The organism is Acidovorax sp. JHL-9, from assembly GCF_000426205.1.
In the GTDB taxonomy this organism is placed as follows: Bacteria; Pseudomonadota; Gammaproteobacteria; order Burkholderiales; family Burkholderiaceae_C; genus Acidovorax; species Acidovorax soli.
The window spans coordinates 31,993-47,660 of sequence record NZ_AUEX01000031.1 but is presented as its reverse complement, the minus strand read 5'-3'; the positions used below and the strand labels follow the sequence as shown (position 1 = coordinate 47,660).

Here is a 15,668-nt window from a genome sequence, read left to right as displayed (position 1 = left end):
CAAGGGCGGCGCATTGAGCCGTGCCAGTACATTGCGTACATGCTCGGCACTGACACTGCCGTTGGGCGTGGCCCCTTCGAGCACCAGATCAACCGCCACCAACACGGCATCCAGGCCCGCCTGCGGCACGCTGGCCAGCACCTGTGCCATGGTGCGGTCCCCGCCGGGGTGCCTCAGAAGAGATTTGCGCAAGCGCTGCAAGGGCTCAGGCAAATCCAGGAACGGTGCGCCGTTGCGCAGTGCCCCGGGCTTGCGCTGCACCAAATCAATGTAGTGCTGCCAGTCATAGGTGACTTGGCCACTGCCCGGCGTGCGGGCATGGCTGGCAATGATGGTTTGCGCGCAGGCAATGTCCACCCGGTTGGGGTACAGACGCGTGCTGACCAGGTGCCCTGCCCATTCGCAAGGAACGGAGTAGCGGTTGCGCGCCACCGCCACCAGACAGGTGCTGCTCACCCTTGCGGGCTTCTCCACGTAGCCATCAAAGAGCACAGGCATGGACATAAGGTGGGGGCGCTCCAAGTCCAGCATCTCTGCCACCGTGAACTGCTTGTGGATTGGATGCACGGTGTCTGCCCACACTGAGCGGCAACGCTCGCCCAACCAGACATTGAGTTCGGCAAACGATCCGAAGCGCCTGCTGGCGGCCTCGATCCAGATCCGCCTGCGACTGTCCTGCACGTTCTTCTCCACCACGCCCTTCTCCCAGCCCGAGGCGACGTTGCAGAAGTCCGGATCAAACAGGTAGTGGCTGCACATGGCCGAGAAGCGTGCGTTGACGATGCGCCCCTTGCCCTTCTTGACCTTGTCCACCGCCGTCTTCATGTTGTCGTAGATGCCGCGCCTGGCAACGCCACCCAATGCCTGGAAGGAGCGGGTATGGGCATCGAACAGCATCTCATGGCCCTGCCCAGGGTAGGCCACCAGCCAGAAGGCACGACTGGCGCACAGCTTCAGATGGGCCACTTGCAGTTTGTAGAACACGCCGCCAACCAGCAATCCCTCCTCGCTCCAGTCGAACTGGAAGGCCTCACCCAGCTCGAAACTCAGGGGCACAAAGGCCCTGACGGGATCCTTGGCGCTCTCCACTCGCCAAGCGCGAATGAAGTCGGTCACGGCGCTGTAGCCGCCGCGGTATCCCTGAGCCTGAATCTGTGCAAACAGTGCCTTGCCACTGCGCCTTGCGCTCTTGGCCCGGTGAGCATCCGTGCGCAGGGCTTGCTCGAGCACCGGCACAAATGGCGTGAGCTTGCCATCGGCCTTCTTGCGCTCGTATTTCGGGGTTATGTCGCCGGGAGCCTTGAGCCACTTCTTGACAGTGTTTCTGGCCAGTCCCGTTCGTCTGCAAATCTCTCCATCAGAGAGTTGGTCGCGCCACTTCATGCGCCTGACCTTGCCAATCATGTCCATGGTGATCACCTCTTACATCCCTGCTGAAAAATTCAGCAGAGCAGTGGAACACCCCTGTCAATTTTGGATCGGCACTATCCCTTTCAGGCTGTCAATTTTCGGTCGGCGGCAACAGCCGACACACCTATAACGCCCGAACCGAGACGGTGGCAGAAAAGCCCAGTTACCGGACCGCATGGCACCAGCGGCAGTTTTGCCTTGTGCCATTGGGGCGATTCTTTGAACCATGCTGGGAGACCGGCAAAGCAGTGCCATGGAGCATCCACCGCCAAGATGGGGAGCCGTTCACGGTGGCTGGTATCTGGGACCGTTGGAATGACCGGGCAACTGGCGAGATCGTGGTGTCGTTTTCGATGCTGACCATCAATGCGGATGGGCATCCGATCATGGGGCGGTTTCACCGGCCTGGGGATGAGCGGCGAAGTCTCGTTGTCATTCCACATTCGAGATGGGCTGCCTGGCTCTCGGCTACATCCGAAAGTGCAGCACCTTTGCTCGTTGAAATGCCTGTCGATCAATTCACATCCGAAGAGGCAGAGCCTCCGAAGTCGCAACTGGCGCTGTTGTAGGCCGAAAACAGCTTGCAAGCTGCCCGAGCTTTGTGATGGTCATTCCTCAAGCCATCCTTCCCAGTATCACTTCACTCTTTAGCCAGCCTCACCTGCATTGAGCGCGTGAGACTCGTTACACAGACCGCTTTCTGATTCGTCCATTCGAGATTTCGTATGGATGCGCAATGCCGATGTGCGCCATAGTGCGACCGATCTCATCCTGAAGCAGAGAAATAGCCGTATCGACACCCTCTTTCCCGCCTGCAGCGAGAGCGAAGTTAAATGGACGACCAGCAAAAACGCAACGCGCGGAGACGAAGCCGGTGGATCCCAAGATGCGCCTTTTATGAAGCTGTGCAGTTCACAAGACATGCCATATTCAAGGAGGGATTGAACCCTCTCAGCGTTTATCGGTTTTTGCTCTCTTGCTATCAAGCCGATAGTGAAGAAGACAAAGAACAACGAATCCGACAAGCACAGCAATGGACAGAACGTCCAGCAAGCTCATACCCATAGCACGACCTCCGCACAGAATTTCATAACGATATCCGCCCAACTGCTTGCAGGTCACTAGCGGCGGATTTCTTCGGCTGGGGCATTCGCCGCTTTTGCAAGCGCTCGCAGTTCGATGCGGATGCTGCGCGCCTTGACCTCGCCTTGCTCCAGCCGCTGCGCCAGAATTCTGAGGGCTATGGCCTGTGCTTTCGCCATGGCCTCCTCGGCCGTGGCTCCCCAGGCCCGTGCGCCCGGCACCTCCGGGACCATCTCGGCCAGAAACCGTCCGTCATCGTCCCGTGTGCACTCCAGCGTGTAGTTGGCAGCACTGAGGCTGGGTTGCGTTTCGCGCGTGGCGACGTACATGGCAAACCCGGTAATCACACTACCGATCAGGAACAAGGTGATCAAACCTCCCATAGTGCATTGCCTTTCATCTTATTAAGAACTGTCAAGCGGATCTCCTGCAGAACCATTCCACCCATGCTCTCCGGTTTGGATGGGAGCGCAAGCGCAGCACGCCCCGTGGTTTGACTCTCTATTGTTGTGATCTGATGCCGTTGTCAAGCCTCGGGGGCGGAGGCCCAGGCAGACGTCGACAGGCGCAGCCAGGTGCCCAGCGTTTCCTTCAGGCAGCTGTGGCACAGGTCGATATCCACCCGCGTTCCATCGCCCAGGGCTGAACCCCAGCCTGCATCGAACCCAAGCTGCAGGAAGTTGTTCAGGCCGTCGCCCTCATCGTGTCGCGCCTGCGTTCCACAGCGATCGCAAATGAGTTTCGCGACAAACGGTGTCGACTTCAATTCATGAACTCTCATTTCCACTCCTTCATTGATTGCTACGGCATCTGCATCATCACACTGCCGAGCGCAGCCTGAATACGCGCTACCTGCTGCGGGTCCGCCGCGTCGTCCTGATCCATCCCCAGCACTTGAGCCAGTGTGCTGCCCAGATCCGCGTGGCAGCGTCGCAATTGCCGGAGGGGCTCCTCCAGGAACGCTTTGTGCGCCGAGGCGATGCGGCTGCGATAGGAGCGCATGGTTTCGGCGTTCTGTAAAGCAGGCCGCCCCAGGGCTTGTTGGTAGGCACACCAGTAGTAGCCACAGGACTGCACAAAGGCGGCGACTGCGGCCAGCTCTCTTTCGTGGCGATGCAGCAATCCCGGGTACCGGCGAGCCTGGTTTGCGGCGCGCTCGCACAGGTCCAGAGGCATGGTCGCAGGCTGTCCCACAGGCGTTGTCACGGGATGAAGATAGGCATGCACCAGGTCATCGTCGCTGAACAGATTGCGGATGAATGCGTTCAACACGCCCTGTGCGGCATGGGGCATGCGCTCGTAGATCTCGTTGCGACATTGCGTGATTACGTCAACGGCATGTGGCTGCCCGCGCTCGGACCGGAGCGTGTGGCGGTAGAGGGAGGTACGGTTCTGGTGCAAGTGAAATGACGCGTTCATAGGGAACTCCTTGGCACTCGAAGTGCAGATTCGGGAAATCGGGTTTGCAGGGTGGGCGCAGGCAAGGCTGCGCCCTGCCCTGCGCTTTGGGCGTTTGGCGTGGGTTCAAAAAAGCGTGGTGGTCAGGTCGTGGTTTCCACTGCAGGCGAGGCCTCAAGCGCCAGGATCACGGGGGTCACGTTCCCCGTGACGGGCGCCAACGAGATGTGCTGCTTGAGCAGGCGCTCCATGGCAGAGCCGTCGCGGCGCGTCAGGTTGGGTACGTAGCGGCTGTACACACGGAACAGCATTTCGGTGCTGGTGTGGCCCAGCTGGCGCGCAATCCATTCCGGTGCTTCCCCGGCAGCGAGCCACAGCGTGGCTGCCGTATGCCGCATCTGATAGGCCCGGCGGTGCTCCAGCCCCAGGTGGCGCAGCAGCGGTGCCCAGACCCGGTTGAGAAAGTTCTGGTTGTCGATGGACTTGCCACTGCGCAAGCTGAACACGTACTCCGATTCCGGGTGCCGTATCTTGAACTGCGCCTGCAGGGCCTCGAAGACCATCTCGTTCATCTGGATGTCGCGCATGCTGCCATCCGTCTTGAGCTCGTCTTCCTCGTTGAGAACGATGGATTCACGCACCAGGATGAGACGGCGCTCGAAATCGATGTACTTCCATTTGAGGCCATGCACCTCCCCGGTTCGCATGCCGGTGAAAAAGCGCACGGTGAAGTAGTTGCGATAGTCCGCCCTTGCGGTGGTCAGAATGCGCTGCACGTCCTCCAGCGTGAAGGGCATGACGTCGCTACGTTTCATCTTGAGAGGTTTGATGTTGCGAAAGGCGGACGTAAACTCGAGCCGGTCGGCCGCTTCGTTAAGGATCTGTCGCAAAGGCTTCATGATGGAGTTGATGCGTCGGTTGGATAGGGTGCTGCTGGACTTTCGGGCGGGAACTTTGGCGAGTGATGCCCGAAAAGCCAGTACGTCTGCCTTGGTGATCTGGCCGACCTCCTTGTCCCCGAAAAAGGGGATCAGGTATTTGTCCAGTGCACCGCGTTGCGTGATGCTGTAGCTGCGCCGCCATGTCACCTCGGCCTCTGCGAACCACACCTCGGCGAAGTCGCGAAATAGCGGGGTGGTGCTGGGGGGCTGCTTCAACGCGCCTGGTGCGGGCCCGGCAAGCATGGGCTCCTGAGGGGGGTCGATCTCTGCGGCAGGCAAGGGTTTGCCGAAGGTTTTTTGGTAGTCGAAGGCGCCCAGGGCGATTTCTCCTTCGATGCGCTCCAGGACCTTTTGCAAGCGCTTGCGGTTGGCGGAGGTGTCGGTCAACGTGGTGTATTCCCGCAGCCGCTGCCCCGCATATCGGAAGTCCAGGAACAGCGTCCCTTTACTTTCCAGGCGGCGGATACTACCCATGAATCACACCTCCATTGGCCAGCGGTATGCCCTCTGCACATACGGCCGAATACTGAGTCATGTCTGTTTCGATGTGCTCCCAGATATAGAGAGTTTTGCGTCCACCGAAAGGGCGGATGTAATGCCGACCCTCAAGTAGGACGCTGTCCTTGAGCCTGTCCCGGATGGTCCTGGCGTCGTACTTGATGCGGTCAGACAACTCGTCAGTAGTCAGGTAGGTACACGATGTCATTTCTCTCTCCTTGCGATGGTGGACAATCAGGATTCAAAAAAGTCACGCACTGCGTTTTTTTGTCATCCTGAATGGCATTATGAGCGTGAAATCGCCCTTGTCAATGCTTTTTTGTCATTCTGAGCGATATTTCTACACGGAGAATGTCTTGATCAAGTGCCACCTGTCCAGGCTTATGGGAGAACGAAAGCTCAAAATCAGCGACCTTGCGCGGGACACTGGTCTCCATAGGAACACGATCACGCTGCTCTACCAAGAGACAGCCACACGTGTTGATCTGGATGCGATCAACACCTTGTGCGGCTATTTCAGCGTTCCGGTAGGTGAGTTGTTCGAATACGTCCCAGACAGTACGTCGGTCCAAGAATGACCACCCGTCCCCCTGCGGCACATCACGAAGTTGCCTCAGAGATCTGCGTATAAACACCATCGATGAACCAACAAACCCTCTCCGCCTTCATCTGGTCCGTGGCCGACCTGCTGCGCGGTGACTACAAGCAATCCGACTACGGCAAAGTCATCCTGCCCTTCACCGTGCTGCGCCGCCTGGACTGCGTGCTCGACGCCACCAAACCCGCCGTGCTGGCCGAGCTGGCCGACAAGGAGAAGTTGGGCGTCAACCCCGAGCCCTTCCTGCTGCGCAAGGCGGGCCAGAGCTTCTACAACACCTCCACGCTCGATCTCAAAAAGCTGTTGGGCGACCCGGACCACATTGCGCAGAACCTGTTCAGCTACGTGCAGGCGTTCTCGCCCGCCGTGCGCGATGTGTTTGAGCGATTTGAATTCCACACCCAGGTCGAGCGCCTGGCCAAGGCCGGGCTGCTCTACCAGGTGGCCGAAAAGTTCGCCCAGATCGACCTGCACCCCGAGGTGGTCAGCAACATGCAAATGGGCCTGGTGTTCGAGGAGCTGATCCGCAAGTTCGCCGAAATCAGCAACGAAACCGCCGGGGAGCACTTCACCCCGCGTGAAGTCATCCGGCTCATGGTCAACCTGATCTTCATCGAGGACGACGCCATCCTCAGCAAGCCCGGCGTGGTGCGCACCATTTACGACCCCACCGCAGGCACGGGCGGCATGCTCAGCGTGGCGGGCGAATACCTGGCCGAGCACAACCCCCAGGCGCGCCTCACGGTGTTTGGCCAGGAGCTCAACCCCGAGTCCTACGCCATCTGCAAGGCCGACATGCTCATCAAGGGCCAGGACGTGGCCAACATCGCCTTTGGCAACACGCTCAGCGACGACGGCCACGGCCACAAGAAGTTCGACTACATGCTGTCAAACCCACCCTTCGGCGTGGAGTGGAAGAAGGTCGAGAAGGAAGTGCGCAAAGAGCACGAGCAGCAGGGCTACAACGGCCGCTTCGGCCCCGGCCTGCCGCGTGTGTCCGACGGCTCCATGCTGTTTTTGCTGCACCTGCTCAGCAAAATGCGCCCAGCGTCGGAAGGCGGCAGCCGCTTTGGCATCGTGCTCAACGGCTCGCCCCTGTTCACCGGCGGCGCGGGCTCGGGCGAATCCGAAATCCGCCGCTACGTGCTGGAAAACGATCTGTGCGAGGCCATCGTGGGCCTGCCCACCGACATGTTCTACAACACCGGCATCAGCACCTACGTCTGGATCATCAGCAACCGCAAGCCCGCCGCGCGCAAGGGCAAGGTGCAACTGATCGACGCCAGCGGCATGTGGCAAAAGATGCGCAAAAGCCTGGGCTCCAAGCGCAAGGAACTGAGCGACGCCCACATCGAGCGCATCACCCGCCTGTTTGGCGACTTTGCCGAGGCCCAGGATGACGACGGCACCCCCATCAGCCGCATCTTCGACAACGAAGCCTTTGGCTACCACAGCATCACCGTCGAGCGCCCGCTGCGCGATGACAACGGCCAAATCGTGCTAGGCCAGAAAGGCAAGCAAAAGGGCAAGCCCCAGCCCGACAGCGCCCTGCGCGACACCGAGAACGTGCCCTACACCGAAGACGTGGGCGAGTATTTCAAACGCGAGGTGCTGCCCCACGCGCCCGACGCGTGGATCGACCCCGACAAGACCAAAGTGGGCTACGAAATCCCGTTCAACCGGCACTTCTACGTGTTCAAGCCGCCGCGCCCGCTGGCCGAGATTGATGCAGAACTGAAGCAGACCACCGACCGCATCCTGGACATGATCAAGGGGCTGTCGGCATGAGCTTTCCGCGATACCCGGAGTACAAGGACAGTGGGGTGGAGTGGCTGGGGGAGGTGCCGGCGCATTGGGACGTAAAGCGTCTCAAACATAACCTGCGACTGCTGACGGAGAAAACCGATCGCAGGACGAACCCGGTCGCACTTGAAAACATCGAAGGTTGGTCTGGCCGCTTCATCCCCACCGAAACTGAGTTTGAAGGGGAAGGCATTGCCTTCGACAAAGGCGACATCCTTTTTGGGAAATTACGCCCATATCTCGCCAAGGCGCTTCTAGCTGAGGATGCAGGAGAGGCGGTAGGTGACTTTCACGTCTTGCGTCCGCAACCGGGCATACATGCCCGATTTACCCAGTACGAAATCCTCAACCGTAGCTTTATTGACATTGTTGATGGCTCCACCTTCGGGTCCAAGATGCCTCGCGCAAGTTGGGAGTTTGTTGGCTCCATGGAATTGCCAACGCCGCCTCATGCAGAACAAACCGCCATCGCCACCTTCCTCGACCACGAAACCGCCAAGATCGACGCGCTGGTGGCCGAGCAGGAAAAGCTGATCACCCTGCTGCAGGAAAAGCGCCAGGCCGTCATCTCCCACGCCGTGACCAAGGGGCTGGACCCGAACGTGCCGATGAAGGACTCGGGCGTGGAGTGGCTGGGGGAGGTGCCGGGGCATTGGGAGGTCAAGCAGTTGCGCCATGTCGCCAACATTGTTCGAGGCGCTTCACCAAGGCCCGCTGGCGATCCAAAGTTTTTCACCTCTGAACCCGTTGTAGGCCAGACAACCCCGTGGGTGACAGTGGCTGAAATAACCAAAGACGCTGAAATCTATTTGCGAGACGTCAAGGAATATCTGACGGTTTTAGGCGCTGAATCGAGCCAGTTTTTTCCATCTGGAACCTTGGTTTTTACCAATAGCGGCGCCACACTTGGTGTGCCGAAGGTTCTCGCAATTGACTGCTGTGCCAACGACGGAGTTCTAGCATTTCGCGATCTTTCAACGTCCATCGACATTCTGTTTGCTTACCATTTTTTATCGACAACGACAGATCGTTTAAGAACAGAGATGAAGCAAGGCGGTGGACAGCCGAATCTAAACACCGACATAGTCAAAAACATCGGCATTGCTCTCCCTCCAAGGGATGAACAAGATGCAATCGTTGGTTATCTGGCAAGTAAAAACACCAAGTTTGATGTTCTAGTCACAGAAGCCCGCACCGCCATCACCCTGCTGCAAGAACGCCGCACCGCCCTGATCTCCGCCGCCGTCACCGGCCAGATCGACGTGCGCAGTACGGTCGCCACCGAGGCATTTATGGAGGTGGCATGAGCCTTAGCCACCAAATCGTGCAGTTCATCTCGAACTTGCTTCCTCTGTATGTCGGGGAGACGGTCAACGGCGTCAGCTGCGCGCGAAGTCTGAGTGATGGCACGCTAATTGTCCCCGTGGACGAACTTCCCGAGGATGAAACCGGCTTTGTCACCTTGCACTGGCAAGGCGACCCAAACCGACAAACTGTCGTTCAAGGGGTGTTTATAACCAGCTTGGCCGTCGCGAAGTACGCCGAGCTGCATCACTTGGCGCAAGGCGCCAAAGGCGTGCGCGAAGAGATCGAGCGCCTGTCCCAGCACTTCACTGTCAAAACCGGCGAAACCCTCGCCTTTGAGCACCCCGACTCGGAGCTGTGGGAGTTGGTTCAGAAGGCGGTGGGGGAAGCGGGTGAGGCCGGCGTGATTGAGTTCTTAAAAAAATCGTTCGGGTTTTGACCCGGCGCAAATTGAGGGAGGGACCGCAAACGTGGCACTGCACAACGAGATCGCATTCGAGCACGACATCTGCAACCACCTGGCGGCCCACGGCTGGCTGTATGGCGCACCAGGCAGTGAGGGCGACGCCGCCGGCTACGACACCCCGCGCGCTCTGTACCCCGCTGACCTGCTGGCCTGGGTGCAGACCACCCAGCCCCAAGCCTGGGAGGCCCTGGTCAAGAACCACGGCGCCGCCGCCGAAGCCATGCTGCTCGACCGCCTGCGCAAGGCGCTGGACGACCGGGGCACGCTGGAGGTGCTGCGCGTGGGCATCGACCTGCTTGGGCTCAAAAGCCCGCTCAAGCTGGCGCAGTTCAAGCCCGCGCTGGCGATGAACCCCGACTTGCAGGCGCGCTACGCCGCCAACCGCCTGCGTGTGGTGCGCCAGTGCCGCACCGGGCACGACGACGTGATTGACCTGGTGCTGTTTTTGAACGGCATCCCGGTGGCCACGGCGGAAATCAAAACCGACTTCACGCAAGACATGAACGCGGCGGTGGACCAATACCGCTTTGACCGCATCCCCAAGCCCAAGGGCCGGCCGTTTGCCGAGCCGCTGCTCCAGTTCCCGAGTGGTGCGCTGGTCCACTTTGCGGTGAGCAACCGCACGGTGATGATGGCCACCCGCCTGCAGGGGCCCGCCACACGCTTTCTGCCCTTCAACCAGGGCGACCATGGCGGCGCGGGCAACCCGCCCAACCCCGCAGGCCACCGCACCGCCTACCTGTGGGAGCAGGTGTGGCAGCGCGACAGCTGGCTGGAGATCATCGGCCGCTACCTCGTCACCCAGCGCGACAGCAAAAAGCAGGTGACGGGCTTCATCTTCCCGCGCTACCACCAGCTCGACGCAACCCGCAAGCTGCAGGCCGCCGTGCTGGCCGAGGGGGCCGGGCACAAGTATTTGATTCAGCACAGCGCGGGCAGCGGCAAGACCAATTCGATTGCCTGGACGGCACACTTTCTGGCCGACCTGCACGATGCGCACAACCACAAGCTGTTTGACAGCGTGCTGGTGGTGAGCGACCGCAACGTGCTCGATGCGCAGCTGCAAGAGGCCATCTTCGACTTCGAGCGCACCAAGGGCGTGGTGGCCACCATCAAGGGTGACGCGGGCAGCAAAAGCGGCGAGCTGGCCGAGGCGCTGGGCGGCAGCAAGAAGATCGTGGTCTGCACCATCCAGACCTTCCCGTTCGCCCTCAAGGCCGTGCAGGAGCTGGCCGCCACCCAGGGCAAGCGCTTTGCCGTGATCGCCGACGAAGCGCACAGCAGCCAGACGGGTGAGGCTGCCAGCAAACTCAAGCAGCTGCTGAGCGCAGAAGAACTCAAAGACCTGGCCGACGGTGGCGAAGTGGGCACCGAAGACCTGCTGGCCGCGCAGATGGCGGCCCGGGCAAGCAACGGCAGTGCAGACACCGGCATCACCTACGTGGCCTTCACCGCCACGCCCAAGGCCAAGACACTGGAACTGTTTGGCCGCCGCCCGCAGCCCGACCAGCCTGCCGGGCCGGGCAACCTGCCCGCACCGTTCCACATCTATTCCATGCGCCAGGCCATCGAGGAGGGATTCATCCTTGATGTGCTGAAGAACTACACGCCCTACAAGCTGGCCTTCAAGCTGGCCAACAACGGCAAGGAGTGGGACGAAAAAGAAGTGGAGCGCAACGAGGCCATGAAGGGCTTGATGCGCTGGGTGCGCCTGCACCCCTACAACATCAGCCAGAAGGTGGCCGTGGTGGTGGAGCATTTCCGCGAAAACGTGCAGCCCCTGCTGAGCGGCCATGCCAAGGCCATGGTGGTGGTGGGCAGCCGGCAGGAAGCGGTGCGCTGGCAGCTGGCCATCCAGAACTACATCCAGGACAACGGCTACCAGCTGGGCGCGCTGGTGGCGTTCTCGGGCGAGGTGAACGACCCGCAGAGTCTGCCCGACCCGGTGACAGAAAACAGCACCCAGCTCAACCCGAACCTCAAGGGCCGCGACATGCGCGAGGCGTTTGCCACCGACGAGTACCAAATCCTGCTGGTGGCCAACAAGTTCCAGACCGGGTTTGACCAGCCGCTCTTGTGCGGCATGTACGTGGACAAGCGCCTGGGCGGCATCCAGGCGGTGCAGACCCTGAGCCGCCTGAACCGCGCCTATAGCGGCCCCTTTGGCCTGAAGGACACGACGTACATCCTCGACTTTGTGAACGAGCCCGACGATGTGCTGGCCGCGTTCAAGACCTATTACGAAACCGCCGAGCTGGCCGGGGTGACCGACCCGCATCTGGTCTATGACCTGCGCGCCAAGCTCGATGCCTCGGGCCACTACGACGAGTTCGAGGTTGAGCGCGTGGTGCTGGCCGAAATGAACCCCAAGGCCACGCAGGCCATGCTGGTGGCCGCCATCGAGCCCGTGGCAGACCGGCTACTCAAGCGGTACAAGGCAGCGCGGCAAAAACAACAGGACGCGGAGAGCGGTGGCATCGTGGATGGCCCGGCAGCGCAAGAAGCCAAGGACGAACTGGCGGCCCTCACCCTGTTCAAGCGCGACCTGGGCACCTTCGTGCGCGTGTACGCCTTCCTGGGGCAGGTATTCGACTACGGCAACACCGCCATCGAAAAGCGCGCCATCTTCTTCAAGCGCCTGCTGCCCCTGCTGGACTTCGGCCGCGAGCGCGAGGGCGTGGATCTGTCGAAGGTGGTGCTGACCCACCACCGGCTGAAAGAACAAGGCCAGCGCAGCCTGGCGCTGCACGACAGTGACGGCGACTACAAGCTGCAGCCCCTGACCGACACCGGCGCGGGCGCGGTGCAGGACAAGATGAAAGTGCTGCTGTCAGAGATCGTGGCCAAGGTGAACGACCTGTTTGAAGGTGAGCTGACCGACGATGACAAGCTGGTCTATGTGAACCACGTGAGGGGGAAGCTGCTGGAGTCCGACATCCTGGTGCAGCAGGCCAGCAACAACAGCAAGGGCCAGTTCGATAACTCGCCCGATCTGGACAGCGCATTGACCGATGCCATCATCGACGCCTTTGATGCCTACACCACCATGAGCAAACAGGCGCTGGACAGCGAGCGGGTGCGCTCCGGGCTCAAGGCCGTTTTGCTGGGGCCGGCGCAGTTGTATGAGGCGTTGAGGGAGCAAGGGGCAAATAGACAGATGACTAGATAGCGGATTCTTTGCATTAGGCGGAACGCGCCGATGCTCAGTGACTGGAAACCGACAGGGTTTGAAGGCCAATATTTACCGTCAGTTCGTCCTGATGAATTTCCGTTAAGGGCTGTCTGCGGTCGATCGGATTTTGGGGTCGAAGGTCAGCGCGCACCAAAAACTGCCATTCGGTAGACGCGCCTGCGGTGGACCGCTTTGGCCATATACCGTCCCTGTATCCGTAGGTTTTTGAACCTGCGCCGACGACTTCCGCGCCGCGGCCACCAACGACAGCTTCAACAGGCCGCGAACAACGGTTGCCGACCCAAAGCGGTTCTCCGTACCACATAATCTTTATCCATAAATCGGACACTCGGCTTACTCTGTAGCAAGGTCAGCCATGGTTTCCAAGTCAGAAATCCATTCAAATATCGCGATTGATTTTGTGCTTGCGTTAGTTCCCCAAATAATGTCTACGGGATCGTAAAAATGATTTGTTGGGTAGATGATCGTTAGCGCCTTGATGCCTGCCCTGTTCAGGCGACTTTTATGTGCACATGCGTTCCGTACAAGATGGATTCTCTTGTGACCCACTAAGTTACCTGCACCAAACGCTTGTTGGAGTGTAGTTGCATTTGCTGGTGCAAGACCCGTAATGCATGTGATGATCTTGTCAGGATTGGCCCATGTTGGGTCTTGTGTACCGGAATAAATTTTGCCTGCCTGGACGTTATTGCCAGATGCGAGCTGTCTTACTTCGTAGCAGATGCGCTCTGGACAATTGTCAGCGACTGCTCTTGGAGGAATAACAGTTCCGTGGCGTGTAATTGTCCCATTGCAAGATTCAATAAAAATATCCCTTACAAAATTATTCCAGTCAATCCATATGTTTGATAGCAAAGATTCAGATAAAAAACGAAATTTCCAGGGAGTTAGCGCAGAGTTTGCGTGGTCTAGAAAAATGGTGTTTGCTTGCATACGTCTGCGAGCTAGTCGTGCCGATATTTGGGTGTAGCGGGTACTCAGCGCCATAAGTGAAATTACGTCAGTGCATTTCCAAGCCACTTCGACCGAGTCTGCCGCTGCTTAATTCGGTGAGTAGTACTCAAACACGCCTCCACATATTCCGCATATTTTCCATCAATTGAATGCAGCTCATGTGCTTCTGCAAGTTTAGATAGATTGTCTAACGTCGCTTGAAGATCAGTATAGAAAACGCCATCAGTTTCAATTTGCAATTGGTCGCCCCCTGGGATCCCATATTTTTTATGCATCAATGCGCAGAACAATGAATGACAAACATAAGCCTTCATTAGAAAAGTATCGCGTAAGGGCAAGAAGTCGCCGTCCAGTAAGTCTACAAACTCTCCAATTTTTTTCCGGTACTCAGACTCGCGCGAAAATTCTTTATCGTACTTTTTATATATATCTGATAGTCCCTTTTCAGACTTATTGGTTATCCCGTTTTCCAGTACGATAGCTAACTCAGTCAGGAACTCTGCATCTTGCATCCTAATGCTTTGTTTGGATGTAATGACTCCGAGTTCGACCAGTCGTGGTCCGATCGTTGCGTTTGCTTCCAGAATAAACCATTTGAATGGTCCTTCAAATTGTGCATGACGTTTTTCTGCTGGATTTAGAGGCGCCGTATATGCATTCATTCGAGTAAACATTGCCAGCAAATCAGACTGTTCAGCCGAATAAATAATGTCAACTTCAATGGGATAAGTTAGATATGCTTGTTGCTGTTCATCATCAAGATCTTCAAATTTTTTCCCCTCGAATTTTGTTGATCGGCTTGTTAAGGGGAACTCATTTTCCAAATAACTCAGGATTGTTGTTAGGCGTTGCTGGCCATCCACTATTTCACGGATGACTTTTTTCCTGCTCTTGTCAAAGACTTGATAAAAATATACCTTCGGCACCACGTAGCCATTGAGAATGGTATCGACGAGATAAGTGCGTGCAGCTTCGGGCCAGACTGACGCTGATCGCTGATAGTTTTTATTGACTATCAACTCTTTACGTTGCCACATATCCCTAATTTCGCTAATAGTTATGCTCGATCGATTTATTTCCATTTGAGTTCCTCAATTTTTTTCGATGTACATCGCGTACAGGTGATTCTGTATTATTCTGGTATTTTTCGTTTAATCATACTGCGCTCTAGAGGCATACCCGAAAGAAGCCTTCCACCGGAGACTGCTTCTGGCCGTAAGCGTGACTTCCATCGAAGCCACCCAGTAGACCTTCGATGTGCGCAGCAAATCGGCTAGCGCCTGTTTTCAAGGCATGAGTGAAATGGAACTCTCGGCCAGGAGTTAACCTCCGACGCCACGCAACGGTCGATCGCTCCCGCCTGGCAGCAGGCGGTCATGTAACCTGCCAAATAGCGGGCTGGGGCCATGTCTTTGGCCCTTGCAAGGGCCAAGGGTGCACGTTTGAACAAGCGCACAATGTGTTCGGCTATTTCTGTTGGCGATTGAGGAGGCAACTCATGGACAACGAACTGAGACGGAAAATCCTGGCGCTGCTGGATCAGCACCGCATCATGACGGTTGCGACGCTGCGGCCGGACGGCTGGCCACAGGCAACGACGGTTGGCTACGTGAATGAGGGCCTGACCCTTAATTCCTCTGCGGACTCGACAGCCAGAAGGCAAAAAACCTGGCGCGGGATGATCGACTGTCACTGACGATTGATCACGACACTGCGGATTTGATGGCCATCACCGGCCTGTCCATGGCCGCACGCGCTCAGGCGGTGACTGATCGCGCCGAAGCGGAGAAAATCCTGCGTATGCTGCCGCTGAAATACACCGAGGCGAAGCCGCTTCCAATAAAAATGCCGACCCCAGACGAGGTGAGGCTGTTCCGCGTAACGCCTTTGGTCATTTCCAACCTGGACTACACCAAGGGCTTCGGGCACACGGATCTCATCACTAGCTGATTGCCCAATTCTCGGGGGCTAACACCCTCAGCGGCTTCGATGTACTGTGCCCCGGAGCGGTCTTATCTT

The 15,668-nt window shown here is 58.1% G+C and carries 17 protein-coding genes; 8 read left to right on the top strand and 9 right to left on the bottom strand.

Annotated elements, in window-relative coordinates:
- Positions 1-1,410, bottom strand: a 1,410-nt coding sequence (istA, locus tag K225_RS0116585; RefSeq protein WP_034713121.1) for an IS21 family transposase, incomplete at its 3' end; no start/stop codon positions are given.
- 20 nt (positions 1,411-1,430) lie between these two features.
- Between istA and K225_RS21870 the strand changes: the two genes are divergently transcribed.
- Positions 1,431-1,979, top strand: a complete 549-nt coding sequence (locus K225_RS21870) for an SOS response-associated peptidase family protein (RefSeq protein WP_081679719.1) — start codon at positions 1,431-1,433, stop codon at positions 1,977-1,979.
- A 115-nt stretch (positions 1,980-2,094) separates the two neighbouring features.
- On the opposite strand, the gene K225_RS21865 is transcribed toward K225_RS21870, so the two are convergent.
- The 6 genes from K225_RS21865 to K225_RS22620 all read right to left on the bottom strand — a co-directional run bounded on the left by K225_RS21865 (position 2,095) and on the right by K225_RS22620 (position 5,538).
- On the bottom strand, positions 2,095-2,295 hold the full coding sequence (locus tag K225_RS21865) for an alpha-hydroxy-acid oxidizing protein (RefSeq protein WP_238323258.1): 201 nt from the start codon (positions 2,293-2,295) through the stop codon (positions 2,095-2,097).
- A gap of 236 nt (positions 2,296-2,531) precedes the next feature.
- Entirely contained in the window at positions 2,532-2,876 is a 345-nt protein-coding gene (locus tag K225_RS21050) for a type II toxin-antitoxin system HicB family antitoxin (protein ID WP_202900056.1), read from the bottom strand.
- A gap of 143 nt (positions 2,877-3,019) precedes the next feature.
- A complete protein-coding gene (locus K225_RS21045; RefSeq protein ID WP_155885298.1) occupies positions 3,020-3,274 on the bottom strand; it encodes a hypothetical protein in 255 nt (84 codons plus the stop codon).
- Between the two features lie 20 nt (positions 3,275-3,294).
- Complete coding sequence (locus K225_RS0116570; RefSeq protein ID WP_026437436.1) at positions 3,295-3,912, bottom strand: hypothetical protein; 618 nt, start codon at positions 3,910-3,912, stop codon at positions 3,295-3,297.
- A 122-nt stretch (positions 3,913-4,034) separates the two neighbouring features.
- Positions 4,035-5,306: a site-specific integrase gene (locus K225_RS21040; protein WP_051249027.1), complete on the bottom strand. Its 1,272-nt coding sequence runs from the start codon at positions 5,304-5,306 to the stop codon at positions 4,035-4,037.
- A complete protein-coding gene (locus tag K225_RS22620; RefSeq protein WP_026437435.1) occupies positions 5,299-5,538 on the bottom strand; it encodes a hypothetical protein in 240 nt (79 codons plus the stop codon). The genes K225_RS21040 and K225_RS22620 overlap by 8 nt, the downstream gene beginning before the upstream one ends.
- A gap of 148 nt (positions 5,539-5,686) precedes the next feature.
- Here K225_RS22620 and K225_RS0116555 point away from each other — a divergent pair, with 148 nt between their 5' ends.
- The 5 genes from K225_RS0116555 (at position 5,687) to K225_RS0116535 (ending at position 12,671) form a co-directional block, all read left to right on the top strand.
- On the top strand, positions 5,687-5,908 hold the full coding sequence (locus tag K225_RS0116555) for a helix-turn-helix transcriptional regulator (protein WP_026437434.1): 222 nt from the start codon (positions 5,687-5,689) through the stop codon (positions 5,906-5,908).
- 62 nt (positions 5,909-5,970) lie between these two features.
- Complete coding sequence (locus K225_RS0116550; RefSeq protein WP_026437433.1) at positions 5,971-7,716, top strand: class I SAM-dependent DNA methyltransferase; 1,746 nt, start codon at positions 5,971-5,973, stop codon at positions 7,714-7,716.
- Positions 7,713-9,038, top strand: a complete 1,326-nt coding sequence (locus tag K225_RS0116545) for a restriction endonuclease subunit S (RefSeq protein ID WP_026437432.1) — start codon at positions 7,713-7,715, stop codon at positions 9,036-9,038. The genes K225_RS0116550 and K225_RS0116545 overlap by 4 nt, the downstream gene beginning before the upstream one ends.
- The gene (locus K225_RS0116540) at positions 9,035-9,475 is read left to right on the top strand and encodes a hypothetical protein (protein WP_026437431.1); all 441 of its coding nucleotides are present in this window, start codon (positions 9,035-9,037) and stop codon (positions 9,473-9,475) included. Before K225_RS0116545 ends, K225_RS0116540 begins: the two co-directional genes overlap by 4 nt.
- Before the next feature lie 31 nt (positions 9,476-9,506).
- Complete coding sequence (locus K225_RS0116535; RefSeq protein WP_026437430.1) at positions 9,507-12,671, top strand: type I restriction endonuclease subunit R; 3,165 nt, start codon at positions 9,507-9,509, stop codon at positions 12,669-12,671.
- 357 nt (positions 12,672-13,028) lie between these two features.
- Here K225_RS0116535 and K225_RS22280 read toward each other — a convergent pair whose 3' ends face one another.
- Positions 13,029-13,682, bottom strand: coding sequence for a hypothetical protein (locus tag K225_RS22280; RefSeq protein ID WP_155885297.1), 654 nt, complete (start codon positions 13,680-13,682; stop codon positions 13,029-13,031).
- Between the two features lie 8 nt (positions 13,683-13,690).
- Positions 13,691-14,731 carry a DUF262 domain-containing protein gene (locus K225_RS21860; RefSeq protein ID WP_081679717.1) on the bottom strand — a complete coding sequence of 347 codons (1,041 nt, stop codon included), beginning with the start codon at positions 14,729-14,731 and terminating at the stop codon, positions 13,691-13,693.
- 416 nt (positions 14,732-15,147) lie between these two features.
- On the opposite strand from K225_RS21860, the gene K225_RS22615 reads away from it, so the two are divergent.
- Entirely contained in the window at positions 15,148-15,345 is a 198-nt protein-coding gene (locus K225_RS22615) for a pyridoxamine 5'-phosphate oxidase family protein (RefSeq protein WP_238323257.1), read from the top strand.
- A gap of 23 nt (positions 15,346-15,368) precedes the next feature.
- The gene (locus tag K225_RS22610) at positions 15,369-15,599 is read left to right on the top strand and encodes a hypothetical protein (protein WP_238323256.1); all 231 of its coding nucleotides are present in this window, start codon (positions 15,369-15,371) and stop codon (positions 15,597-15,599) included.
- Positions 15,600-15,668: the final 69 nt, after the last annotated feature.

Bases quoted from the DNA above. Each gene is read 5' to 3' on its own strand.
- K225_RS21860 (WP_081679717.1), bottom strand. From the start codon at position 14,731: ATGGAAATAAATCGATCGAGCATAACTATTAGCGAAATTAGGGATATG.
- K225_RS0116545 (WP_026437432.1), top strand. From the start codon at position 7,713: ATGAGCTTTCCGCGATACCCGGAGTACAAGGACAGTGGGGTGGAGTGG.
- K225_RS22280 (WP_155885297.1), bottom strand. From the start codon at position 13,682: ATGGCGCTGAGTACCCGCTACACCCAAATATCGGCACGACTAGCTCGC.
- K225_RS21050 (WP_202900056.1), bottom strand. From the start codon at position 2,876: ATGGGAGGTTTGATCACCTTGTTCCTGATCGGTAGTGTGATTACCGGG.
- K225_RS0116540 (WP_026437431.1), top strand. From the start codon at position 9,035: ATGAGCCTTAGCCACCAAATCGTGCAGTTCATCTCGAACTTGCTTCCT.
- K225_RS21045 (WP_155885298.1), bottom strand. From the start codon at position 3,274: ATGAGAGTTCATGAATTGAAGTCGACACCGTTTGTCGCGAAACTCATT.
- K225_RS22615 (WP_238323257.1), top strand. From the start codon at position 15,148: ATGGACAACGAACTGAGACGGAAAATCCTGGCGCTGCTGGATCAGCAC.
- K225_RS0116570 (WP_026437436.1), bottom strand. From the start codon at position 3,912: ATGAACGCGTCATTTCACTTGCACCAGAACCGTACCTCCCTCTACCGC.
- K225_RS22620 (WP_026437435.1), bottom strand. From the start codon at position 5,538: ATGACATCGTGTACCTACCTGACTACTGACGAGTTGTCTGACCGCATC.
- K225_RS0116550 (WP_026437433.1), top strand. From the start codon at position 5,971: ATGAACCAACAAACCCTCTCCGCCTTCATCTGGTCCGTGGCCGACCTG.
- K225_RS21040 (WP_051249027.1), bottom strand. From the start codon at position 5,306: ATGGGTAGTATCCGCCGCCTGGAAAGTAAAGGGACGCTGTTCCTGGAC.